The 23,673-nt window shown below is 72.6% G+C and carries 14 protein-coding genes; 8 read left to right on the top strand and 6 right to left on the bottom strand.

Annotated features, from left to right (window positions below; genetic code table 11):
• Positions 1-14: 14 nt before the first annotated feature.
• A complete protein-coding gene (locus FSW04_RS06560) occupies positions 15-3,215 on the bottom strand; it encodes a BTAD domain-containing putative transcriptional regulator (protein WP_146917559.1) in 3,201 nt (1,066 codons plus the stop codon).
• On the opposite strand from FSW04_RS06560, the gene FSW04_RS06555 reads away from it, so the two are divergent.
• Genes FSW04_RS06555 through purU form a run of 5 tightly spaced genes read left to right on the top strand, consistent with a single transcriptional unit; the run spans position 3,135 to position 12,103 of the window.
• Positions 3,135-5,639, top strand: a complete 2,505-nt coding sequence (locus tag FSW04_RS06555; protein WP_146917556.1) for a GcvT family protein — start codon at positions 3,135-3,137, stop codon at positions 5,637-5,639. The two genes, FSW04_RS06560 and FSW04_RS06555, sit on opposite strands and share 81 nt — an antisense overlap.
• Before the next feature lie 3 nt (positions 5,640-5,642).
• A complete protein-coding gene (locus FSW04_RS06550; protein ID WP_146917554.1) occupies positions 5,643-6,296 on the top strand; it encodes a cysteine hydrolase family protein in 654 nt (217 codons plus the stop codon).
• A gap of 10 nt (positions 6,297-6,306) precedes the next feature.
• On the top strand, positions 6,307-7,323 hold the full coding sequence (locus FSW04_RS06545; RefSeq protein WP_146917552.1) for an LLM class flavin-dependent oxidoreductase: 1,017 nt from the start codon (positions 6,307-6,309) through the stop codon (positions 7,321-7,323).
• Between the two features lie 30 nt (positions 7,324-7,353).
• Positions 7,354-11,223: a hydantoinase B/oxoprolinase family protein gene (locus FSW04_RS06540; RefSeq protein ID WP_146917550.1), complete on the top strand. Its 3,870-nt coding sequence runs from the start codon at positions 7,354-7,356 to the stop codon at positions 11,221-11,223.
• Between the two features lie 31 nt (positions 11,224-11,254).
• On the top strand, positions 11,255-12,103 hold the full coding sequence (gene purU, locus FSW04_RS06535) for a formyltetrahydrofolate deformylase (protein WP_146923538.1): 849 nt from the start codon (positions 11,255-11,257) through the stop codon (positions 12,101-12,103).
• 133 nt (positions 12,104-12,236) lie between these two features.
• Here the strand turns inward: purU and FSW04_RS06530 are convergent, their stop codons facing one another.
• Entirely contained in the window at positions 12,237-13,904 is a 1,668-nt protein-coding gene (locus FSW04_RS06530) for a sialidase family protein (protein ID WP_146917548.1), read from the bottom strand.
• 57 nt (positions 13,905-13,961) lie between these two features.
• Here FSW04_RS06530 and FSW04_RS06525 point away from each other — a divergent pair, with 57 nt between their 5' ends.
• Positions 13,962-16,334 (top strand): hypothetical protein, encoded by a 2,373-nt coding sequence (locus FSW04_RS06525; protein ID WP_146917546.1) that lies wholly within the window; start codon positions 13,962-13,964, stop codon positions 16,332-16,334.
• A 24-nt stretch (positions 16,335-16,358) separates the two neighbouring features.
• On the opposite strand, the gene FSW04_RS06520 is transcribed toward FSW04_RS06525, so the two are convergent.
• From FSW04_RS06520 to FSW04_RS06505, 4 genes are all read right to left on the bottom strand, one after another.
• A complete protein-coding gene (locus FSW04_RS06520; RefSeq protein ID WP_146917544.1) occupies positions 16,359-17,018 on the bottom strand; it encodes a class I SAM-dependent methyltransferase in 660 nt (219 codons plus the stop codon).
• Positions 17,019-17,101: 83 nt separating this feature from the next.
• Positions 17,102-18,145 (bottom strand): alpha/beta fold hydrolase, encoded by a 1,044-nt coding sequence (locus FSW04_RS06515; RefSeq protein ID WP_146917541.1) that lies wholly within the window; start codon positions 18,143-18,145, stop codon positions 17,102-17,104.
• Positions 18,146-18,279: 134 nt separating this feature from the next.
• Positions 18,280-19,491 carry an acyl-CoA dehydrogenase family protein gene (locus FSW04_RS06510; protein ID WP_146917539.1) on the bottom strand — a complete coding sequence of 404 codons (1,212 nt, stop codon included), beginning with the start codon at positions 19,489-19,491 and terminating at the stop codon, positions 18,280-18,282.
• A 2-nt stretch (positions 19,492-19,493) separates the two neighbouring features.
• Positions 19,494-20,066, bottom strand: a complete 573-nt coding sequence (locus FSW04_RS06505; protein WP_146917537.1) for an OsmC family protein — start codon at positions 20,064-20,066, stop codon at positions 19,494-19,496.
• Between the two features lie 139 nt (positions 20,067-20,205).
• On the opposite strand from FSW04_RS06505, the gene FSW04_RS06500 reads away from it, so the two are divergent.
• The gene (locus FSW04_RS06500; protein WP_187369304.1) at positions 20,206-21,393 is read left to right on the top strand and encodes an MFS transporter; all 1,188 of its coding nucleotides are present in this window, start codon (positions 20,206-20,208) and stop codon (positions 21,391-21,393) included.
• Between the two features lie 89 nt (positions 21,394-21,482).
• Positions 21,483-23,645 (top strand): MMPL family transporter, encoded by a 2,163-nt coding sequence (locus FSW04_RS06495; RefSeq protein ID WP_146917533.1) that lies wholly within the window; start codon positions 21,483-21,485, stop codon positions 23,643-23,645.
• The last annotated feature ends 28 nt before the right edge of the window (positions 23,646-23,673 follow it).

Here is a 23,673-nt window from a genome sequence, read left to right as displayed (position 1 = left end):
ATGCCCCCGAGCCGTCAGCGACGCAGCCGATCGCGCAGCAGGCGCGTCGACGCCGACGGCTCGGCCCCGACCTCCCCCAGCGACCGTTGGCAACGCAGGTAGATGCCCATGACGGCGTCGTCGTCGCCGAGCGCATTGGCGATCTGCATCCGGACCCGCCATGCGACCTCGCGGAACGGATCGATGTCGAGCACGCGGTCGGCCAGGCGGCCGGCGACGTCGTAGCGTCCGAGCGCGAACGCCAGCTCGGCGGCCTCCGCCGCGGCGTCCGCCGTGACCTCGTCGAGGTGTTCGCGGCGGGCCTCGGTCCAGGCGGAGGGGCGGACCGCCTGCAGGTACCGGCCACGGCCGGCGAGCTCGAGGGCCTGCAGCGTGCAGGTCAGGCGCTCCTCACCGGAGAAGCGTGCGGCCTCGGCCAGCATGGCCTCGTAGCGCACCGACTCGCTGCTCACCCGCACCGAGTCGGCGAGCTGGATGCGGCCATCGACGAGATCCGGGCCGACGCGGTCGTCGAGCGCCTGGCGCAACCGGTGGGCCGCCTGACGCAGGTAGGCGCGCGCCGAGGGATCTGTGCGGCCCTCGAAGAGGGCCTCGAGGAGCTCGTCGCGCGACGCCGCGCCGCCGTGGGCGGCCAGGTAGGCGAGCACCTCGAGCGACTTGCTCAACCCGGGGTGGACCTCGTCGCCGTCGATGACGACGGCGGCGTCGCCGAACTCGCGCAGCTCCACGACCGTCTCCATCGCCGCAGGGACCGCGACGCCCTGCGCGCGCAGCGACCGCCCGATCTCGCGCCACGCCGAGCTGGGGTCGGCCTCGGCGTCGATTCGGCGCGACGCCACGGCCGGGAAGTCCGTGAGCGCCTGGAGCAGCAGATGGCGCGACCCCTGGCGGTCGGCGGCCTCCAGGGCCGCGTCGGCGGCCGAGTCCGCCCGGTCCTCGTCATCGCAGCGCCACGCCGCCTCGGCCAGGTAGACCGCCGCCCGCGGCAGGTCCATGATCCGGTCGGCCCGGCGCATGGACTCCGTCGCGCGCTCCAGGCACGCACGAGCGGTGACGTTCTCGCCGAGGCGCAGGAGAGCAAGTCCGTACCACGTGTCGGCCATCTCGCCGACGTAGCGGTAGCGGTCGAACGCCGGCCGGCTGCGGACCTCCTCGAGGATCTCCCGGGCGGCCTGTGCGTCCTCGTCGAGCTGCAGGTGGAGTTTGGCCTCGACGATGCGGCTCTGCATGTCGAAGATGAGCGATCCGCTGCGGGCGATGATCTCGCGACCACGTCGCAGCGCCTCGAGGGCCTCCTCGCGGCGCCCGAGGTCGATCAGGATCTCCACGGCGACGATGGCGTGCAGGCCGCCCTCGGGCGAGCCGCCGTCGTGCGCGGAGCGGTACAGCTGGTACGCCTGGGCGGTGTGACCCGTGGCGCGCAGTGCGGAGATCCGCCAAGGTGCCAGGACCGCCTCGGCCCAGCGCGAGTCCGGTGTGTCGCGCAGCAGCGCGAGATGGCCCCGCACCGAGTGCACCCGCATGACCAGGGCGTCGAGGGGGCCGCCGCTCAGCCGCGGCGGCGGATCCGGCGAAGGACCCGCGTCGGCGAGGCCGAGCAGGTATCGCGCGGCCGCGACGTCCGGGTCGGTCGTGTCCTGGCGCAGCACCGCGCGCGCTTCGTCCAGGCGCCCGACGTGGAAGTAGCTCCAGGCCATCGTCGCCGCCGCGCGGCCCGAGGCGGCGGCCAGGCGCTCACGCTCACCCAGATCCCTGAGCCGATCGGCGATCCGTGCGCCCCTCGCGTACTGCTCCTGGCCCACCGCGACCATGAGCTCCGCCGTGGTCAGCGCACCCGTGCCGGCGGCCGCATGCGGCCCGAGGCGGGCGAACCACCGCTCGGCGACGTCGACGTCGAGGCGCTCCATCACCCGCTCGATCGCCCGCTCGGCGCAGGCTCGGGCGTCGTCGAGCGCCTCGGCGGCCAGCAGCTCCTCGACCGCCTCCTCGTGATGGCCCTCGCCGGTCAGCAGCAGCCCGAGGGCTCGGCGCTGCGCAGCCGTGTCGCCGCGGCGGTCCAGGCACTCCAGCAGGTACTCGCGGAAGCGCGTGTGGCAGCGCATCGCGCGGCCGCCGTCATCCCATGAGACCGGGATGTGCGCGCGCCGCAGCGACGCCAGCCGCTCGGCGCCCGCCGGCTGCCCCAGCGCCTGCGCGCGCTCGGCCGTCACGCGATCCAAGACGGCCGTCCCGATCAGGAAGTCGCGGTCGGGCTCGACGAGCCGGCCCATGATCTGCAGGGCCAGGTAGCCGTTGAGCGGATCCTGCTCGCCACCGGTCCCGATGACATGGTCGGCGGCGCCCCAGGCCTCGAACAGCACGCCGGTCACCCATCCGCAGGTCACCGCGACCGCGCGGTCGGGGTCGACGTCGGTGCGCCCGAGCTGCGCAAGGGCCTCCCCCGCCTCCTCGACGGTGAAGGCGAGGTCCTCCTCGCGCACGGCGCCGGCCACATGGTCGGTCACGTCGAGGCGCAGATCGTGCCGGCCGACGAGCACGATGCGAGCGGCGGGCGCGGCGTGGCGGGCGAAGCCCGCCAGCACCGCCAGTGCGTCGGGCGCATCGGTGATCCGGTCGACCTCGTCGACGACGACGGTCAGAGGCGCGTCGCCGAGCGCCTCGGCGAGCAGACCGGCGGCCTCGACGTGCGTGATGCCGGCGGCCAGCGCATCCGCCACGGCGCCGCCCACCTCGGGCCGCTCGCGGGCGATCGCGGCCTCCAGGTAGGTCAGCAGCCGGCCCGGCGCGCTGTCGGTGCTCTCGAGCGTCAGCCACGCGACCGGCACGGTCGTCGTCTGGAGCGCCTCGACGACCGCCGTGGTCTTGCCCGCCCCCGCGGTCGCCGTGACCATGACGATCCGGTGCCGCGCCGTGAGGGCGGCGATCAGCCGCCCCAACCGTGGCCTGCGGACGAACCGCTCGGGCGCCGTCGGGACCGTGATCTTGCTCTGGAGGATTCGGGCTCGGGGGTCCAACGATGGCTCGGCGTCTGCTCCGATCGGGCAACCCCCGCGAGCATATTCCGACCCGGACCCGACCGGGCGGGCATGTGGCGGTTTCGCCCGGGTTAACGCAGCAGCCGGTTGCCTTGTCCCATGTCTGACGCCGGAGCCGCCGTCCGCACGCGTGTCGCCATCGTGGGTGGTGGGATCGCCGGCTGCAGCCTGCTCTACCACCTCGCCCGTCTCGGCTGCACCGACACCCTGCTGATCGAGCAGAACGAGCTGACGAGCGGCTCGACGTGGCACGCCGCGGGCCTCTGCACCCAGTACAACGGGAACCGCAGCCTGATGCGGCTCCTGAAGTCCAGCGTCGAGATCTACTCCGGACTCGAGCAGGCGACCGGCCAGCCCGTCGACTTCCACGCCAGCGGGAGCATCCGCCTGGCCACCGATTCCGACCGCGTCGACGACCTCCTGCACGTCAAGGGGATCGCCGACCATGTCGGCCTGCCGCTGGAGATCATCGACGCCGACCGCGTCCTCGAGCTCTTCCCGCTCGTCTCGCCGCACGGGATCCTGGCGGCCGCGCACCTGCCGACCGACGGCCACGTCGATCCGAGCTCGGTGACCCAGGCGTTCGCCGCGGCCGCCACCGACGCCGGCGCGCAGATCCGCCGGCACACCACGGTCATCTCCATGAGCCCGCGGTCGGGCGGCGGCTGGCACGTCGAGACCACGCGCGGCGCGGTCGAAGCCGACCGCGTGGTCATCGCCGCCGGGCAGTGGTCCCGTCAGGTCGGCCTGCTCGCTGGCGTCGACCTCCCGATCCGACCGCTGCAGCACCAGTACGTCGTCACCGAGGCGATGCCCGGGCTGCGCGAGCGTGCCACCGAGCTGCCGGTCCTGCGCGACCCGCAGGAGTCGTTCTACGTCCGTCAGGAGATCGACTCGCTGCTCATCGGGCCGTTCGAGCGCAACGCGCTGACCTGGGCGCTGGACGGCATCCCCGAGGGGTTCCACGGCCGCCTGCTGCCGGGCAACATCGACCAGCTCGAGGAGGTGCTGCACGGCGTCGCGCGCCGCATCCCCGGGTTCGACGAGATCGGGCTCAAGCGCGTGATCAACGGGCCCGACGGCTACACCCCCGACGGCCGCTGCCTGATGGGTCCGATCCCGGGCGGGCGCGACCTGTTCGCGTTGTGCGGGTTCTCCATCTTCGGGATCGTGTTCGGCGGCGGCGCAGGGCGACTGGCCGCCGAGTGGCTCGTCGACGGTCGCCCGAGCGAGGATCTCTGGGCGCTCGACGCACGCCGGTTCGGCGAGTACGCGCGATCGACGGCCTACGTCGTCGAGAAGGCCCGGCAGGTCTACACGCGCGAGTACGCGATCCACTACCCCCACGAGGAGCTGCCGGCGGCCCGCGGCCTGAAGACGACGCCGATCCACGACCTCCTCAAGGCCAACGGCGCGGTCTTCGGAGAGCGCTTCGGCTGGGAGCGGCCCCTGTACTTCGAGCCGGAGCCCGGCGGGCCGGAGGTGGACTACAGCTTCCGGCGCCCGTCCTGGCACGACCAGGTCGGTCGAGAATGCCACGCCGTGCGCTCGGCGGTGGGCGTGCTCGACCAGTCGAGCTTTGCGAAGTTCGAGGTCTCGGGGCCGGGTGCCGAGCCGTTCCTCGACCGGCTCTGCGCCAACCGCCTGCCGGCCGAGGCGGGACGCATCGCGCTGACCCAGGCGTGCAACGAGCGAGGCGGGGTGGAGTGCGACATCACGGTCACGCGGCTCTCCGGCGACCGGTTCTACATCGTGTCGGCCGCCGCGACCGAGACGCACGACCTCGAGTGGATCACGACCCATGCGCCCGCCGAGGGCGTCCGCGTCGAGAACCAGACCGCGCGGCGCGGCGTCCTGACGATCGCCGGGCCACGCTCACGGGAGCTGCTCTCCCGCATCACCGAGTCCGACCTGTCCAACGACGCGTTCCCGTTCTTCTCGGCCCGCGAGCTGTTCATCGGGATGGCGCCGGTGCGTCTCATGCGCCTGTCCTACGTCGGCGAGCTGGGCTTCGAGCTGCACCACGACATCGAGTACCAGCGCTACCTGTACCAGGTGGTCCACGACGCCGGGTCGGACCTCGGCCTCATCGACTTCGGCTACCACGCGCTGGAGTCCATGCGCCTGGAGATGGCCTTTCGGCTGTGGGGCGCCGACATGTCCCCGCAGTTCTCGCCGCTGGAGTCGGGCATGGAGCGCTTCGTGGATCTGGACAAGGACTTCATCGGTCGTGACGCGCTCGCCGCCTCGGCCGCCGCGGGCGTGGCCCGGCGAATGTGCGCGCTGCTTGTCGACGCCGACGACGCCGACCCGCACGCCTTCGAGCCGGTGTTCTGCGACGGCGAGGTCATCGGGTCGGTCGACGCCGGCGGCTACGGGCATGTGATGGGGACGGCGCTCGCGCTCGCCTACCTCCCCGTCGAGCACACCGTGCCGGGCACAGAGCTCGAGGTCGAGGTGCTCGGCGTGCGATGCCGCGCCGTCGTCTCCGAGGAGCCACCGATCCGCCGCCACCACCGCGCCCCTGCCCCGATTTCCCCCGGGTTAACGCAGCACGACTTGACTTCGGCCATGACCGACCACGCTGGACTGGAAAGGACCTGACGCATGAGCACCACCCCGTACGGTGAGGCGACCTGGGACCTGGTCCCCGGCCATACCGCCCTCGTCCTCATCGATCTCCAGAACGACTTCCTGCATCCGGAGGGCTGGTACGCCACGAGCGGGGTCGACATCTCGCACATGCGCCGCGTCATCGAGCCGACGCGTGAGCTCGTGGCCGCAGCCCGCGCCGCCGGTGTGCCGGTCGTCTGGACCCGGCACGGGTTCCGCGAGGAGACCGCGGGGACGTTCCCCACGCTGCGGCCCTTCCTGCGCGACGGCGGCCTGCGCCAGGACACCTGGGGCTATGAGATCTGCGAGGAGCTGCGCGCCGACGGCTTCGAGGACGGCGACTTCCTCTGCCACAAGAGCCGGCTGAGCGGCTTCTACCTCACCGACCTCGAGCTCATCCTGCGGGGCCTGCACGCCGAGACGGTCCTGTACGGCGGCGTGCTGACCAACCAGTGCGTGGCGGCCACGTCCAAGGACTCCAACTTCCGCGACTTCAAGACGATCGTCGTCGAGGAGGCCACGGGCACGACCATGCCGCACCTGCACGACCCCGCCATCGAGATGATGCGTGTCGGGTGGTGCCAGGTCTCCGCGCTGGCCGACATGACCGCCCAGCTGCAGGCCATGACGGCCCCGGCCGTGACCTGAGGGCACGTCCGTGAAGATCGGCGCACACTTCAAGCCCGAGGACTTCCCCACCTACCTCGAGTCGGTCCGCAAGGCCGACGAGGCGGGGTACGACCGGGCCTGGCTCATCGACAGCCAGATGCTCTGGCAGGACGTCTACGTGTACATGGCCCAGGGGCTGGCGAGCACGCGGAGCCTGACGTTCGGCACGGCGGTGACGAACACGCTCACGCGCCACTTCTCGATCGCGGCGAGCGCGAACGCCACGCTGGCCGAGATCTGGCCGGGCCGGGTGATCCTCGGTCTCGGCCGGGGGGACAGCGGGGTCCGCACCCTTGGGCTCAAGCCGGTCAAGACGAAGGACCTCGCTGCCGCCGTCCCGCTCGTGCGGGCGCTCATGGCCGGCGAGGAGGTCCAGGTGCCGGGCGGCGGGATGACCCATCTGCGCTGGGCGGAGGGCGGCCGGGAGGTCCCGATCATGATGGCGGCGACCGGGCCCAAGAACCTCAGCCTGGCCGGTGCGCTGGCCGACATCGTGATGCTCTACGTCGGCACCAGCCCGGCCGGCGTGGCCTGGGCGATCGACAAGGTCCGCCAGGGCGCCGAGGAGGCCGGGCGCGACCCGGCCGAGGTCGAGATCTCGCTGCTGTGCGCGATGTGGGTCTCCGACGACCAGCAGGAGGCGTGGGACCGCTGCCGCTGGGCGCCCGCGGCCTGCGCCAACCACCTCGCCGACGCCGTGCGGTTCAACCCGGACCTGGACATGCCCGAGGAGGTCCTGCGCCTGCTCAAGGCCCGCGACGACTACGACTACTTCGCGGGTCACCTGGACTCCTCGGCCGACCACGCCGGGTATCTCACCGGCGAGCTGATCGACGACTTCGCGATCGCCGGCGACGCGGAGAAGTGCCTCGCGCGGATCCGCGAGCTCGGGGACCTCGGCGTGCAGGAGATCTCCTGCGCCTACCTCAACGGCGAGGCCGCGCAGATGGAGCGCGTGGGCAGCGACATCGTCCCGAGGGTCAACGCGATCCATCCCGTGCGCTGAGCACCGGATGACTGAGAGGGCGAGCCGCCAATGAAGCGCATCGGAGTCGACGTCGGTGGGACGTTCACGGACCTCGTGCTGGTCGACGAGGAGCAGGGGAGCGTCGTCGTCGACAAGCTGCCCTCGACGCCCGACGACCCCTCCCGCGGGGTCGTCGAGGGGATCGGCCAGCTCTGCGCCAAGGCGGGCGTCGACCTCTCGGAGATCGACAGCATCCTGCACGGCACGACGGTCGCGACGAACATCGCGCTGACGCACACCGGTGCGGAGGTCGGGATGCTCACGACCGAGGGCTTCCGGGACATCCTGCACATCGCCCGGCACAAGAAGCCCTTCAACTTCTCGCTGCAGCAGGAGCTGCCGTGGCAGTCGCGCCCGCTGGTCCGGCGACGCAACCGGCTGACCGTGCCCGAGCGGGTCACGGTGCCCGACGGCGATGTCCTCGTGCCGTTGGACGAGGACGCGGTCCGGCGCCAGGTCCGCCGGCTGCGGGACGCCGGCGTCGAGGCGATCGCGGTCTGCCTGCTGCACTCCTACGTCAACCCGGCCCACGAGCAGCGGATCAAGGAGATCGTGCTCGACGAGTACCCGGGCGTCTACCTGTCGGTCTCGCACGAGGTGCTGCCGCTCTATCGCGAGTTCGAGCGGTTCTCGACGGTCTGCCTCAACGCCTACGTGGGACCCAAGGTGTCGCGCTACATCGCGCGCTTCGGCGACTCCATGCGCGAGGCCGGCTTCAGGCACGGCATCCAGCTCATGCAGTCCTCCGGCGGCATGGCGACGGTCGAGGCCGCTGCGCAGAAGCCGGTCAACCTCCTCATGTCGGGACCGGTCGCCGGCCTGCTCGGCGGGATCTGGGCCGGCAGGACCTCGGGCTTTGACTCCGTCGTGACGCTGGACATCGGGGGCACCTCGGCCGACATCGGCGTCGCCGCCGACGGCGTCGTCAGGATGCGCCACCTCCTGGACACCAAGATCGGCGACTACCAGGCGATGGTGCCGATGGTGGACATCGACACCATCGGTGCCGGCGGCGGCAGCATCGCCTACGTCGACGCCGGCGGGGTCTTCCGTGTCGGGCCGCAGTCGGCAGGCGCCGACCCCGGGCCCGCCTGCTACGGCCGCGGCGGCACCCAGCCCACCTCGAGCGACGCGCAGGTGGTCCTGGGCCGGCTGCGCCCCGACCGCGGCCTGCTGGGCGGCAAGATGGAGCTCGACGTCGACCTCGCCCGCACGGCGCTGGCGCCGCTGGCGGACGAGCTCGGACAGAGCGTCGAGGCGACCGCGCTCGGCGCGCTGCAGATCCAGAAGTTCGGGATGACGCAGTCGATCGAGCTCAACTCGGTCCGCCGTGGCTATGACCCGACGGACTTCACGCTGGTCGCCGCAGGCGGGGCGGGGCCGCTGTTCGCCTGCGACATCGCGCTCGAGCTCGAGATCCCGCGGGTGCTGGTCCCGCCCAACCCCGGGACCATCGCCGCCGCCGGCCTGCTGACGACCGACGCGCAGCACGAGTTCGTCGCGACCGAGCGCCACCGGCTCGCCACGCTGCAGCACGAGCGCCTGCAGGTCCGCTACGAGGAGCTCGCCGGCGAGGCGCTGGCGCAGCTGGCGGCCGACGAGATCCCGGAGGACCGGCGGGCCGTGCTGCGCCTGGCCGACTGCCGCTACTCGGGGCAGGGCTACGAGGTGCGCTTCGAGGTGCCCGCGGGCACGATCGACCCGTCGTGGGCGCGGGCCACCGAGGAGGCGTTCCACCGCGCGCACGAGGCCGAGTACGGTCATCGGTTCGAATCCGAGATCGAGATCATCAACATCCGCATCGTGGCGATCGGCCGCACGGAGCACCTGCGCCCCACCGAGGTGGAGCAGGGTGACGGCGACCCGCAACGGGCGCTCACCGTCACGCGCGACGTCGTCTTCGACGTGGGCGGGCGGCCGACCGCCCTGGAGACCAGGTTCTACGAGCGCAGCGGGCTGCGGGCGTCCGACCGGCTCGAGGGCCCGGCGATCATCGAGCAGTACGACACGACGACGGTCGTGCCGCCCGGCCTGGTGGCCGAGGTCGACCGCCACGGCAACATCGTGATCGACTGCCGGCGCACGCAGGAGGCCTCGGCCGCCGTCGCCACGCTGGACACGCCGGTGCTCATGCGCGTGATCGGCGGCGCGTTCTCCTCGATCGCCAAGGAGATGGCCAGCGTCCTGTACCGCATGTCCTACTCGTCGATCATCCGGGAGTCCGAGGACCTGGGGGCCGGGATCTTCGACCGCGACGGCAACGAGCTCGCCGAGTCGGACTCGACCCCGATGTTCATGGGGGCGATGCCCAAGATCGTCAAGGGCATCCTGTCGCTCCTGGGCGACGACGTCCACGAGGGCGACATCATCCTGCACAACGACCCGTATCTCGGGGCCACCCACTCGCCCGACGTGGCGATCGTGATCCCCATCTTCCACGAGGGTGAGCTCGTGGCGTTCTCCGGTGCGTCGGCGCACCTGCTCGACATCGGCGGCGCATACCCGGGCATCGCGATCGACCTCGTCGACAACTGGGCCGAGGGCAGCATGTACCGCGCGCTCAAGCTCGCCGACAAGGGCGTGTGGCAGGAGCGGCTGTGGGAGCACGTCCTGGGCAACACCCGCACGCCCACGCACAACCGCGGCGACATCCAGGCGATGATCGCCGCGTGCCAGCTGGCCCGCCGTCGGATGCTCGAGCTGCTCGGCCGGTACGGCCGCGACACGGTGCTCGGCGCAGGACAGCACTGGATCGACTACTCCGAGCTCATGCTCCGCCAGGAGATCGCCAAGGTCCCCGACGGGGTCTACGAGACCGACGTCGGGTGGCTGGACGACGACGGTCGCAACCGCGGCGTGCGCCTGCCGGTCAAGGTCAAGGTGATCATCGAGGGCGACGAGCTGACCATCGACCTGACGGGCTCCAGCGACGAAGTGCCCACGGGCTACAACTGCCCGTTCGAAGGCACGACCGTATCCGCGATGACCTTCATCACGCGGATGATCTTCCTCGACGAGGTCACCTACCCCGTCCACGTGCCCCAGAACGAGGGCATGCTCAAGCCCGTCAAGGTGGTCGCGCCCGAGGGCTCGATCTTCCACCCCAACTTCCCGCGCGCATGCTTCGCGCGGTTCTGCCAGGTGCAGCGCGCCGTCGACCTCGTGCTCAAGGCGCTGGCCCCCGTCGTCCCGGAGAAGATCACGGCAGGCAACTCGGCGCACCTGACGTTCATCGCCTACTCCGGGTTCGAGGCGGCGACGAAGGAGTACTGGGTCTACCTCGAGGTCGACGAGGGCTCATACGGCGGCCGGCCCGGTCGCGACGGGCTGGATGCCGTCGACAGCCTGATCGCCAACACGCGCAACAACCCGATCGAGGAGCTCGAGTGGCGCTTCCCGATGCGGACCGAGCGCTACGAGTTGCGGGACGAAGCGTGCGCGGCCGGCGAGTGGCGCGGCGGCGTGGGCATGGTCCGCGTCAACCGGTTCCTCGTCGACACGATGGTCAGCTGCGAGGGCGACCGCCACGAGTCCGACCCGCCGTGGGGCATCTTCGGCGGCCATGAGGGCCTCAACGCGTCGTTGACGCGCAATGCCGGGCGGGCGGACGAGGAGAGCTGGCCGGCCAAGCTCAACGGCTACACGTTGAAGGCCGGGGACACGCTGGAGATCAAGGTGCCGAGCTCCGGGGGCTACGGCGATCCGCTGCAGCGCGACCCAGAGCTGGTGCGCGCCGACGTCCTGGACGAGCTGACCACCGCCGAGCGCGCCGAGCGCGACTACGGCGTCGTCCTCGATCCCGCGACGCTCGAGGTCGACCGCGAGGCGACCGGCCGCGCGCGGTCCGCCCGATCGACGGTGCAGGTCGTCCCGGGCTGATCCGGACGCGATCCCCGGCTCCGTCGTGCGGCTGACGCGTCTGCTCATCTCCTGCCGCGACCGCCCGGGGATCGTGGCGGCGGTCTCGCAGTTCCTGCACCGCGTCGGGGCGAACATCGTCAGCTCCGACCAGCACAGCACGGACGCCGCGGGCGGCGGCCCGTTCTTCATGCGCATGGAGTTCGCGCTGCCCGCCGCCGTCGACCTCGAGCCGGTCGCGCGCGCGTTCGGGTCGGAGGTCGCCGAGAACCTCGCGATGGACTGGACGATGTGGCCGGCCGAACGCCCTAAGCGCCTCGCCCTCCTCGCCTCGCGCCATGACCACTGCCTGCTGGACCTCCTGTGGCGCGAGCGCCGGGGCGAGCTCGAGGCCCGGACCGAGCTCGTGGTGTCCAATCACCCCGACCTGGAGGCCGATGTCGATCGCTTCGGGGTGCCCTACCACCACGTGCCGGTCGTCCGCGAGCACAAGGCCGAGGCCGAGCAGCGGCTGCTCGAGCTGCTCGCCGGGCGTGTCGACCTGGTCGTGCTGGCGCGCTACATGCAGATCCTCACCGGCGGCTTCCTCGAGCGCGTCGGCGTCCCCGTCATCAACATCCATCACTCGTTCCTCCCCGCGTTCGCCGGCGCCGATCCGCACCAGCGCGCCAAGGACCGCGGCGTCAAGCTCATCGGGGCCACGGCGCACTACGTCACCGAAGAGCTCGACGCGGGACCGATCATCGAGCAGGACGTCATCCGCGTCGACCACCGTCACTCCGCCGCGCGCCTCGCCCGGCTGGGGTCGGACATCGAACGGGTCGTCCTCGCCCGTGCCGTGGCGTGGCACTGCGAGGACCGCGTGCTGCGCTACGGCGCCACGACGGTCGTGTTCGCCTGAGGTGCCGCGGCGGACGATCCGGCACGGGAGTCCACCGTCGCCGATCCCGAGGGCAACCGCTGGACGTTCTTCACGTTCGCCGGCTGACGCGTGCGCGCCTCCGGTGCGCCGGGTCCCACAGCCACCACCCCGCTTACGCGCACACCGTCACCTTGGCGTAGATCGACTTCTTGGGCGGCTTGCCGTGGTGCACCTTGATCGTGGCCCGCGCGCGCACGCGAATCACGGCGCCGCGCCTGGCGGTCGCCCGCAGCGTGAAGGTCGCGCGGAACGGCGCGTGCGACACCGTCTTCAGTGGCGAACCGGCCAACGAGAAGTCCGTCCGCGTGACCTTGACGTAGACGGCGCCCTTGCGCTTGGAGCGCTTGAAGCCGAGCGTCACGGTGAACTTCGCACCGGGCGCGACGCAGCCTCGAGGGCTGCCGAGCGACACCGTGCTGCCGTCCGAGAGCGCCAGGTTCGTCGTCCTGGGGATCGGCGTGATCGGGACCGCGTGCGCGGTGCTCGCGTCGTCGGTCCACGTCACCCAGCCGGCGCCGGCCGCGTTGACGGCAATGGCGGGGAAGTCGACGGTGTTCGAGCCCGTCGCGAGCATGATGGGGGCGTCGAACCTCGTCGCCATCGGGTCAGACGCGATGCGATACTGCAACTTGCCACTGGGCTGGTCCTTGTAGATGACATAGACGCTGCCGCCCGGCGTCTCGGTGATCGCGAACCGCGTGCCCGCGGGCGCGGTCGACACCGTCACCGGAGGCGTCCAGCCCGTGCCGGTGAATCGCTGGACGCCGAGATTCTCGCCCGTGGCGCCCGCGGCGATGCTGCGGATCATGAAGATCCCCGACGGCCCATCGGCCAGCTGGACGCCGCTGTCCAGCGACGGCATGGGCGACACGTCCTGGGGCGCGGTCCAGCTGGGCGCGGCGTTCGGGTCACCGCCGGTGTCCGCCGTCCACGACACGCGGTAGTCGGGGCGCGTTGCCTGCGTGTAGACCACGACGAGCGTCGAGCCCTGGCGCGCGACGCTCTCGCTGAGCGTCCCGCCGTCGTTGGGCGGTGTGAACCAGCCGGGGTCGGTCGCCGCCGGAGCCAGCCCAGTGGCCTGGATCGAGCCGCCGTACGTCACCGCGCCGTCGTCGGAGGTGACGAGCTGCTCCGGGCTGCCCGGCGCCAATGCGCCCGACGGGACATCGATCAGCCGCCCCGGCATCCCCGTGGCGTGGTCGACGGTCAGCGCGACCGGCGCCGCGAACGTCTGGCCGCCGTCAGGCGACACGTACAGGAACTTCTGGTTGCTGTCCTGGCAGCAGCGCACGTCGACCAGCGCGACCTGCCCGGACTCCAGCAGCACCGGCGAGTTGCCCGAGTCGGTGTCGAGGCCCGGGCCGGGCGCGTAGGAGAACGTCTGCCGGTTCGCGCACGCGGCGGTGGGCACGGTCAGCCGGCAGAAGTTCAGCGTCGCGCCGGTGTCCTGGCCGACCCAGCTCGTGTAGCCCTGCCCATTGGCATCGACGACGAGATGCGGCGCCTCGACGACCCCTCCCGATGGCCCGAGATCCACGACCGCCGCCTCCGCCTGGACCGCGCCGAAGCCCAGGACGAGCAGGCAGATCATCAGCGGCAGACAGCGGACCGTGCGGAACATCCGCGGAGTCTCCCAATCCCAGCGCTCGCGAGGCAGATTCTTCTCGGAGTGCGTGGCGCCGTGGCCATCGCGGCAGGCAGGTGCTCCTCGTCGCGCACGCGCACCTGATTGTTGAGCATTGCTGGGTGCCTGGACCTCCGAGTCCTGGACAGGTCCCACAGCCCGCAATATCGTCGGCCGATCGGGGAGAGCCGCCAACGCCAACCGCACCAGGACGTGCCCCAGGCACGCGGTCCGCGCGCGCCGCGCCATGGGACACCGGCCGCGGCGCTCCTCCGGCTGCACCACCAGGCCGGCAACCGGCAGGTCGCGGCGCTCGTCGCGCGCCGGCAGCTGGCCCGGCGGTCGGCGGCTCCGGCCACGAAGGCGACCTGGGCCAGTCAGACGACCGTCCCGAACAAGGCGCTCGGCGGCGAGATCGACCAGTTGGAGAAGCTGGACGAGCAGGGCCTCGTGCGCCGGCGCGAGGAGTTGCTGGCCGACGCGTCCAAGTGGAACGACGACAAGCACAAGCAGTACGAGCGCAGCCTCGAGGCGATCGAGTTCGTGGCTGCGCAGCGTGGCCTGAAGCCCATCGGGCTCACCGGCGACTACCGGATGGCCTCGGACAAGCTGACGGCCCGACGCCGCACCGTCCGGCTGCTGATCGAGGAAGGGATCCGCCAGACCGGGTCGCTGGAGGCCTCGATCGACGGCCTGACACACGCGCCGAAGGAGTTCGAGGCCGACTTCGACTTCTTCCGCAAGGAGGCCAAGGAGTTCGGCGACGACTTCACGCGGCAGGCCCGGGACATCGCCCAGCAGATGCTGGGCAGGAGCGCCTCCGAGATCCTGGACACCATCGAGGACTACGGGCTGCGGCGGTCCACCGCCGTCTACTCGGCCAACGAGATCCTCCGCGGCCGGCCGGTGGACAAGGTGGTCGAAGAGGTCATCAAGGTCGCCGACACGCAGTCCAAGGACGACCCGATCTGGACACCGGACCCGGAGAACCCCACCAACGACCCGAAGAAGATGTCGCGGCCGCGGAAGATGCGGATCTCGCTCGGGCAGTACGTGCGGAATCTCAAGCGCCAGCAGAAGGTGGTCAAGCAGCTGCACCTGAACGCCAACGACATGAACGAGTGGGACGCCTGGCAGAAGGCCAGCAACCACCTCGCCGAGATGTGGGCCCACGCCGAGGCCGTCCATCCCGTGCTGGCCGCCTTCCGCGGGGGACACGAGCTCCTCGAATACGCCGACCTCGAGAACCTGGACGTCACCAAGGTTGGGTCCGACCAGCAGATGACCTCGGTGCTGACGAACCTGTTCGACAAGCTGGCCGACATCGGGCGCATCCAGTCCCGGATCAGCAACGGCACGCTCAGCCCCCTGTCGCTGCCGCCCGTCGTCGCGCTGACCAAGACGACCATGTTCGTGCCCGAGGGCTCGATCCGGGCCGGCAAGGTCAACGACCTGGTGGACAAGGCGCAGGACGAGGACGTTCTGCACTACATCGCCGAGGGCCTGCTGGCGGTGATCGTGCTCGCCACGCTGATCCCCTCCGGCGGAGCGTCGCTGGGCGTCGGGATCGGCCTGGTCAGCGCCTCGCTCTCCGCCGCCTACGCCGTCCAGGACTGGGAGAGCTACAAGAAGCAGAAGATCCTCGCCAACACGGCGCTGGACCGGGCCAAGGCGCTGTCGACCGTGGAGCCGTCGCTGCTGCCCTTCGCGATCGATCTGATCTCGCTGGGCTTCGACGGCCTGCCGCTCGTCAAGGTGTTCGCCAAGGCCGTGGAGCTGCGCAACCTCGTGCGCGCCAGCGCGGACTCCAAGGCGGTCAAGAACGCGGTCGCCGAGCTCAACGACCTCGGCAAGGCGCGGGGAGAGGCCCACCTGGGCGACAAGGCGCTGGAGGACGTCAACGCGGCCGAGCGCGACGCGAAGGCCGGGGCACGCGTCCCCGATCCGGCGGTGCCGGCGGTGCAGGCGCTGGCCAAGACCGAGAAGGAGCTGAGGGCGGCGGTCTCCAGCGAGCTCCAGCAGCTGGCCAAGACGGCGGAGAACCCGGAGTGGACGAAGGTCTGGGCCGGGATGGATCGCGCGAAGTTCCTGGAGAAGTACCCCACCAACAAGAAGCTGTTCGGGATGATCGACCGCAACTGGCGCCTCGTCCGCAGCCCGAAGGTCGCCGAGGACGGGATGGTGAAGCTCCTGAAGCTCGCCCAGAAGGAGAAGATCAGCGCGCAGGAGGCGCTGGAGCGCTGGGCCGGCGGCAAGCCGTTCAACGAGGTGTTCGGCCAGAACCCAAAGGAGTTCCTGGAGGCGGCGCGCAGGCCCAAGCCGATCGTGGACCGGTTCTTCGACTCGGGCACGGGACACGGGCAGTGGACGCACGTCTTCCAGGAGTTCGCCCTCGCCCAGGAGATCGGGGAGGACGCGGCCCGGGAGTTCCGCCAGCTGCTCGCGACCGCCCAGGGCCCCGAGCGCGAGTCGCTGTCGTTCGCCTCGCAGATGTGGGACGCCGTCTTCGACGAGTACGCCGAAGGGCATCTCAACAGCCCCGAGGAGCTGGGCCCCCTCCTGCAGAAGTACCTCGGGCTGCTCTGAGCCGGCGGCGCCGTCGAGCGCGCGCTAGGCGCCGACGACCCCACCCGGCAGCGCCCGCCCCACCCGCAGCGGGCGCACGATCGGCGGCATGGCCCGCCACGACGCCCGCTCGACCCCTTCGAGCTCCAGCCCGCAGCCGGCGATCAGCTCCGCGATCGCGCGGTTGCATCGGCACCCTCGGGCGAAGCGGCGCCAGGGTCCGGCCAGGCGGTCCTGCCAGGAGGCCAGGGCCGGGGACTCCGAGCGCACGTGCTCGAGGAAGAGCAGCTGACCGTCGGGGCGCAGGACCCGGGCGATCTCGCGCAGCGCGACGTCGGGGGCGTCGACCGTGCACAGCACGAAGGTCGAGACCACCGTGTCGACCGACGCGTCGGCGAAGGGCAGCCGCTCCGCGCTCGCGTCGAGCAGCTGCGCCGGCCGGCCGCTGCGCCGCAGCCGCCTGGCCAGCCGGGCGCGCATCGCGGCGTCGGGCTCGAGCAGCACCAGCTCGTCGAGGTCCTCGGGGTAGTGCGCCAGGTTCAGCGCCGTGCCGCACCCGATCTCCACCGTGCGCCCGCGCGCCCGGCTCAGCAGCTCCCTGCGCCGGGCGCGCACGCCGGCCCGCTCGCCGATCCACAGGAACGGGTCGTACACCAGCGCGAAGGCGCGCGCCCACACATCCGACATCATGATGTTGTCGTCCATGACCGCGACGGTACGGACGCCCCGCGCACGCCACATCGCCCGCCCGGGTCATCTCCCGAGGATGGCCCGTTCGGGTCAGGGCCTCACAGCAGCCCCAGCCGCGCGGCCTCGGCGACCGCCGCGGCCCGCGACCCACGCCCGAGCTTGCGGCGGATGTTCGCCACGTGGCGGTGCACCGTGTGTTCGCTGAGGACCAGCTGGCCGGCGATCTCACGGTCGCTCAGCCCATTGGCGACATGCGCCAGCACCTCGCGCTCCCGGGCCGACAAGAGCGCCTCGGGCGGCTCGCCGGCCACGCGGGCGACCCCGGCCCGGGGCGACGGCGCGGACCGCAGCGCCCGCGCGACCGATCCCGCGTCCCCCATCCACGGGAAGTGCGCGCTCCCGTCGAGCGGCACGAGCCGCGCGCCCGGGATCCCCGCCGCCAGCGCCTGCCCCTGCTCGTAGGGGATCGCGCGGTCGGCGCGGCGGTGCACGACGACCGTCGGCGCCCGCACCCGCTCGAGGTCCGCGCGGACGTCGTTGCCATAGATCGCCTCCAACAAGGACGCCGCCGTCTCGGCGCTCGCCGCCGCCTGCTGGAAGCGGGCGAACCGCTCCTGCTCGGCGCTGTCGGTGTCGCCGAGGAAGATGTCGGCCAGCATGCGCGACCCGAGTCCCCAGTGGGAGCGCACCGCGGCGACGATCGCCTGCCGCGCCGCCGGCGAGGCGATCGCCGATCCATCCGCGTAGGCGCCATACAGCAGAAGGCGATCGACCCGCTCGGGGAACCTCGCCGCGCACGCGACAGCGGCGCACCCGCCCGACGAGCCCCCGATCAGCGTGACCCGCTCCATCGCCAGCTCGTCGATCACGGCCAGCAGCAGCGCGACCTGACGCTCGATCGTCGACGCCTCCGGTGCGGCCCGGCGGTCGGACATGCCGACGCCGGGAGCGTCGTAGCGCACCAGCGTGTGACCCTCGCCGACCGACTCCCAGAACGAGCGGAACCGTCCGTCGAGCCAGTCGCGCTCGAGGTGGCTGACCCACCAGGCCGGCGCGACCAGCCCCGGCCCGCCCCCGCTGACGGCGTACGGCACGCGACCCGTGCCGAACCGCAGGAACCGGATCTCCAGGTCGCCCGCCATCCCCGCGAGCCTAACCGCGTGGTGCGGCCTCGCCGCATGGCCGCGCGACCTCCCTCTCCCCCTAGGCGAGTTGTGGTCGACGGAGATGCCCTCCCGCCGCGAGCAGCGCAACGGCCCGCCCCTCCAGCCGCTCCTCAGTGCAGCCGGTGGTCATGGCCGAGCGCCACGTCGGCGAGGAAGTCGTAGGCGCGGTTGGCGCCCAGCGGATGCATGAACGCGCCCGCGCGCACGTCGCGGTAGGCACGAGCGAGCGGAGAGCCGTTCAGATAGCCCGATCCGCCCGACAGCGCGAGCGCCCGGTCGACGACCCGCGTGGCGGCCTCGTTGACGAACGTCTTGGCGGCCTGCGCCTCGGCGAACAGCATGGTGATCGCCTCGTCGGTCCCAACCTCCGTCGGATGCCCGGCGTCGTGATCGTCGATGAGCCTCGCGGCCCGCGCGATCGCGGCGCGCGACGTCGCCAGGTCGATCGCCGACTCGGCGACCAGCATCCGCGCCCGCGCGTCGCCACCGACGCGCTCGGGACTGGCGGTGCGGACGAAGGCCGCCTCGGCGATGCCCAGCGACGCCGAGGCGTGGAAGAGCCCCGAGGCGACGTTGCGCTCGAGGTAGGGCACCGGCTCGCCCGCCGGGAAGCCGCCGCGCACCGCGGACTCCGGCAGCTCGACGCCGTCCAGCGTCACCGAGTGGCTGCCCGAGGCGCGCATGCCCAGTGCGTCCCAGTCGTCGTTGATGCGCACGCCCGGCGTGGCCGCCGGGATCTCGACGTAGGCGTAGCGCTCGACGCCCGTCTCGTCGGTGAAGCACACCGACGTCAGCAGGACGGTCGCGGCCGGCGACATCGTGCAGAAGATCTTGTGCCCGTCGATGCGCCATCCGTCCCCCGTCCGGACGGCCTGGGTCCTCGGCCGCGTGAGGTCCTGTCCGGGCTCGCTCATCGCGGTCGCGATGACCACGCGGTCGGAGGCGATCCGCTGCAGCGAGCCGCCGAAGGCCAGCTCGCGGCGCCGGTTGCGCGCCGCGCGCGCCATCCGCCAGCGGCGCGCGAGGCCGGCGACGACGACCAGGTGCATGTTGACCCCGATCGCGATCGACGCGTCGCCCCGGGCCAGCCGGCCCGAGGCGACGACGAGATCGTGGATCGAGCCCACGCCGAGGCCGCCGAGCTCCTCGGGCACCGGCGCGGCCAGATACCCCGCCCGCCACAGCGCGTCGATGCTCTCGAACGGGTAGCTGGCCTCACGATCGTGCGCCGCGGCGCGTCCGGCGAAGTCCTTCGCGAGCCGCTCGGCGGTCAGGACGAGGTCCCGGCCGGCGGCGGTCTCGGCGGTCAGCTCGATCGGCATGGCTACCCGACCTCGGCCTGCAGCTCGATCGCCACCGGGTTGGCGATGATGTCGTAGACGACGGAACGGGCCTTGGCCCGCTCGACGATCTCACGGAGCTTGGCCGGCGAGGCGTCGCCCTTGATCGAGAGGCTGACGCGGACGGCCTCGAAGCCGTTGCGACGGGTCTCGTCGACCCCGGTGGCGCCGCGGGCGTCCAGGACGCCCTCCAGGGTCGAGCTGACCTCGGTCAGCGTGACCGAGCGTGCGGCGGCGACGTTGACGATCGTCAGCGTCAGGCAGCCGGCGAGCGCGTGGAGCACGAACTCGGCCGGGTTGGGCGCCTCGTTGTCGCCGAACAGCACCGGGGGCTCGCTGGCGTCGACCTCGAACGGCGCGTCCCGAGAGGTGTCCTCCTGGCCGGCTCCCCACAGGCCCTGGATCGTGGAGCGGCTGTGGGTGCCACCGATCCAGCGGTTGGTGGCGCGGAACTCGAAGCGGGCGAGCTCGGGCTGGGTGCGCAGGGCGTCGAGCGTGCCGTAGACCTGCGCGGTGTCGATGCCGTTGCGGATGGTGGTGGTGTTGGTGGTGGTCATGGCGGTGACTGTCCGGGCGGCCGGTCGACGACCGGTAAACGCCCGGCAGCCCAGGGCGCCGCAGCGCGAGCGCCCGCGCCGGGCCGGCACCTACCGAGGACCTACCCGCGGTTGGACGCCGTGTCGTCCCCTGGGCGCCATGCCTTCCCTGCACCGTCTGGCCACCCGCCCGAGCCCGGTCCTGTTCCTGTGCCTGTTCACGTCGCAGGCCGGGCTCCTCGTCCTGTCGCCGATCCTCGCCGCCGTCGCCCACGAGTTCGGGACGACGACGGCCGCCGCCGGCCAGCTGCGCTCGGTCTCCGGCGCCTGCGGCGGCGTGACCGCCCTCCTGCTGGCCGTCTCCCCGCGCCGGCCCGGGCTGCGCGATCTGCTCAGCATCGGGGCGCTGCTCGTCGCGCTGGGCTCCGCCGCCAGCGCCGGCGCCCCCACCCTGGCGGTCCTCGCCGCGGCCCAGGGCGTCCTCGGGATCGGCGTCGGACTGCTCGTCTCGGCGGGGATCGCCGCCGCGGGCGACTGGCCGGCGCCCGGCCGGCGCCCGCACGTGCTCGCGTGGGCGATCGCCGGGATGCCGGCCGCCTGGATCGCGGGCATGCCGCTCGTCGGCGCCGTGGCCGCGATCAGCTGGCGTGCGGCGTGGCTCGCGCTGCCGATGGTCGCCGCCCTCGCGGCGCTGGCCCTGCTGCGGATGCGCCCGGCCGATCCTCCCGCGCGGCGGACCGGCGTCGCGATGTCCTCCTGGCTGGGACCCGAGGTGTGGCGCTTCATCGCCGGCGAGCTCCTCGCCAACGCCGCCTGGGCCAGCGTGCTCACCTACGCGGGCGCGCTGCTCGTCGCCAGCTACGGCGCGTCGCCGGGCACCGCCGCGCTGGGCCTCGGGATGTCCGCCGCGGCGATGGTGCCCGGGACGTTCGCGGCGCGCCGCCATGCCGCCCGCGCCACGCCCGGCCTGCTGATGGTCCTGACGGCGCTGCAGGCCGCCGGCGTGCTCGCGCTCGGCGTGGTCCGGCCTGCTTCGGGAGCGACGCTGAGCGTGCTCGCGGTCATGGCCTTCGTCAACGGCTGGCGCTCCATGGTGGCCAGCGCCCTGGGGATGGACGCCGCGCCGGAGGACAGGGTCGCCGTGATGTCGCTGCGGGCCGCCGCCAACCAGTTCGGCTACATGCTCGGCGCACTGGCGGGGGGCGCGGCGATCGCCGTCGCCGGCTTCCCCGGCCTGGGGATGGCGCTGGCGGCGATGTTCCTCGCCGCGGTGCTCGTCCACGCGCGGCCGGTGGTGTCCCTCCCGGCCCTGACCGGCCGCCGCGCCCGGACCGCCGAGCGCCCGTGACGGGCCGGCCACGGCGCTTTACCGGCCGCCTGCCGGCGCGCAACCCGGCCGCGGTGCACTCGGGGTCCATCCGACCCGAGGAGCCACCGATGCGCCACGCAGCAGTTGCACGCCATGACGAGACCGCCACCGCCGCCCCGACGTGGCTGGGACGGCTGGGCGGCTGGGCCGCCGATCACCGCCGGCCGATCGCCATCGTCTGGTGCGCGATCGCGGTGGCGCTCGGCGCGTTCGCGCCGTTCGCCGACCACGCCCTCTCCGGGGCCGGCTGGGAGGCAGAGGGCTCCCAGTCGGTCGCGGCCCGCCACACGCTCGAGTCGTCCTTCCCCGGGCGCGACAGCTACGCGCTGACGGTCGTCGTCGCCGGTCCACGCGGCGGCCTCGGCGGCCCCGCCATGCGGCGCACCCTCGCGCGCGTGGCGGCCGTCCTGCACACCGACCCCGCGGTGTCGGGCGTGCTCGGCCCGCGAGCGGGCGTGACGACGTCCCGGGACGACGGCACCGCCGTCGTGGTCGGGTCGGCCGGTGCGCCGCCGGACGGGATGGTGGCCGCCGCCGGCCGGTTGAAGGCCCGCCTGTCGGCCCTGTCGACGCCCGGCGTGACCGTCCGCCTCACGGGACCCGCCGCGATGTGGTCGGACTTCAACGCCGACAACAAGGCGGCGATGCTGCGGTCCGAGATGCTGTCCTGGCCGCTGACGCTCGCACTGCTGCTGGTCGCCTTCGGCACGCTCGTCGCCGCCGGCCTGCCGCTGCTGCTGACCATGACGGGCCTGCTCGGCGCCGGCGGGCTGCTGTTCGCCCTCGGCCACGTCACCGACATCTCGATCTGGGCCATGAACTTCGCGATGATGTTCGCGATCGCGCTCGGGATCGACTACGCGCTGTTCATCGTCGTGCGCTTCCGCGCCGCCCTCGCCGCGGGGCTCGCGCCGCGCGAGGCGACCGTCGTCACGATGGCCACCGCGGGCAAGGCCGTGCTCGTCAGCGGCCTCACGGTCCTGGCGGCGCTGCTGGCCCTCACCGTCGTTCCCGTCCCGGCCTTCCGCACGGTGCCGATCGGCATCGGGCTGGCGGTGCTCATGGTGCTGGCCGCCACGCTGACGCTGCTGCCGGCGGCGCTGTCGCGCCTGGGGCACGGCATCAACGGCGGCCGCGTGCGCCTGCGCGGCGGGGTCGACCACCGCAGCGAGCGCTTCGCGGCGTGGGGCCGGCGTCTGTGGGCGCGACCCCTGCCCTACGGGATCGCGGCCGTGGCGATCCTCCTGCTGCTGGCCACCCCGGTCCTCGGCCTGCGGACGGGCATGCCGACCGCCGCCGGGCTGCCCGGCGACGCCGCCTCGGGCCAGGGGCAGCGGCTGATGGAGCGGGCGTTCGGCGACGGCGCCGCGAGCGCGCTGCAGGTCGTCGTCGGCCCCCGCGACGCGGCCGCCGCACGCTCGGTCCTGCAGGGCGACCGGGACATCATCGCCACCGTCGCGCCCGCCGAGCGCTCGCGCGGCCGGGTGCTGCTCACGGCGATCCCGAAGAACGCGGGCGGCGCCGGCACGACGATCGACCGCCTGCGCCGCGAGCTGCCCGCCGGCGCGCTGGTCGGCGGGCCCGCCGCCGAGAGCCGGGACCTCGAGCACGCGCTCGGGGCGCACCTGCCCATCGTGATCGGCGTGGCCCTCGGGCTCGGCTTCCTGCTGCTGCTCGCCCTCCTGCGGGCGCCGCTGGCCGCCGCGGCGGCGGTGGCGATGAGCGTGCTGGCGACGGCTGCCGCGTTCGGTGTCGCCCGCCTCGTCTTCCAGGACGGGGTGCTCGACCCGGTCCTCGGATGGCACGCCCAGGGCTTCGTCGACGCGTGGGCGCCGATCTTCTTCTTCGCGCTGATCTTCGCGCTGGCGATGGACTACACCGTGTTCCTGCTCGCCACCGTCAGGGCGGCGCACGACCGCACGCACGACAGCCGCCACGCGCTCGTCGAGGGGCTCGCGGGGACCGGCCGCGTGATCAACGCCGCCGCCGGGGTGATGGTCGTGGTCTTCCTGACGTTCGCGCTCTCGGGCCCGATCGCGCCGAGGGAGATGGGGGTCATCCTCGCGGTCGCCGTCCTGCTGGACGCGACGCTGATCCGCCTGCTCCTGCAGCCGGTCATGCTGCGCCTGCTCGAGGCGTGGGCGTGGTGGATGCCGGCCTGGCTGGACCGCCTGGTCCCGCGCGTCGGCCTGCCGCACGGCGAGCCCGCCGGCGAGCCAGCGTCGGGCTAGCGGCAGGACGTCATCGGGCCGGCGGGCG

The sequence above is a fragment of the Baekduia soli genome, assembly GCF_007970665.1.
GTDB lineage: Bacteria > Actinomycetota > Thermoleophilia > Solirubrobacterales > Solirubrobacteraceae > Baekduia > Baekduia soli.
This window is presented reverse-complemented; position numbering and strand designations above follow the sequence as displayed.

Bases quoted from the DNA above. Each gene is read 5' to 3' on its own strand.
- FSW04_RS06555 (WP_146917556.1), top strand. From the start codon at position 3,135: ATGTCTGACGCCGGAGCCGCCGTCCGCACGCGTGTCGCCATCGTGGGT.
- FSW04_RS06550 (WP_146917554.1), top strand. From the start codon at position 5,643: ATGAGCACCACCCCGTACGGTGAGGCGACCTGGGACCTGGTCCCCGGC.
- FSW04_RS06540 (WP_146917550.1), top strand. From the start codon at position 7,354: ATGAAGCGCATCGGAGTCGACGTCGGTGGGACGTTCACGGACCTCGTG.
- FSW04_RS06520 (WP_146917544.1), bottom strand. From the start codon at position 17,018: ATGGACGACAACATCATGATGTCGGATGTGTGGGCGCGCGCCTTCGCG.
- FSW04_RS06515 (WP_146917541.1), bottom strand. From the start codon at position 18,145: ATGGCGGGCGACCTGGAGATCCGGTTCCTGCGGTTCGGCACGGGTCGC.
- FSW04_RS06510 (WP_146917539.1), bottom strand. From the start codon at position 19,491: ATGCCGATCGAGCTGACCGCCGAGACCGCCGCCGGCCGGGACCTCGTC.
- FSW04_RS06505 (WP_146917537.1), bottom strand. From the start codon at position 20,066: ATGACCACCACCAACACCACCACCATCCGCAACGGCATCGACACCGCG.
- FSW04_RS06500 (WP_187369304.1), top strand. From the start codon at position 20,206: ATGCCTTCCCTGCACCGTCTGGCCACCCGCCCGAGCCCGGTCCTGTTC.
- FSW04_RS06495 (WP_146917533.1), top strand. From the start codon at position 21,483: ATGCGCCACGCAGCAGTTGCACGCCATGACGAGACCGCCACCGCCGCC.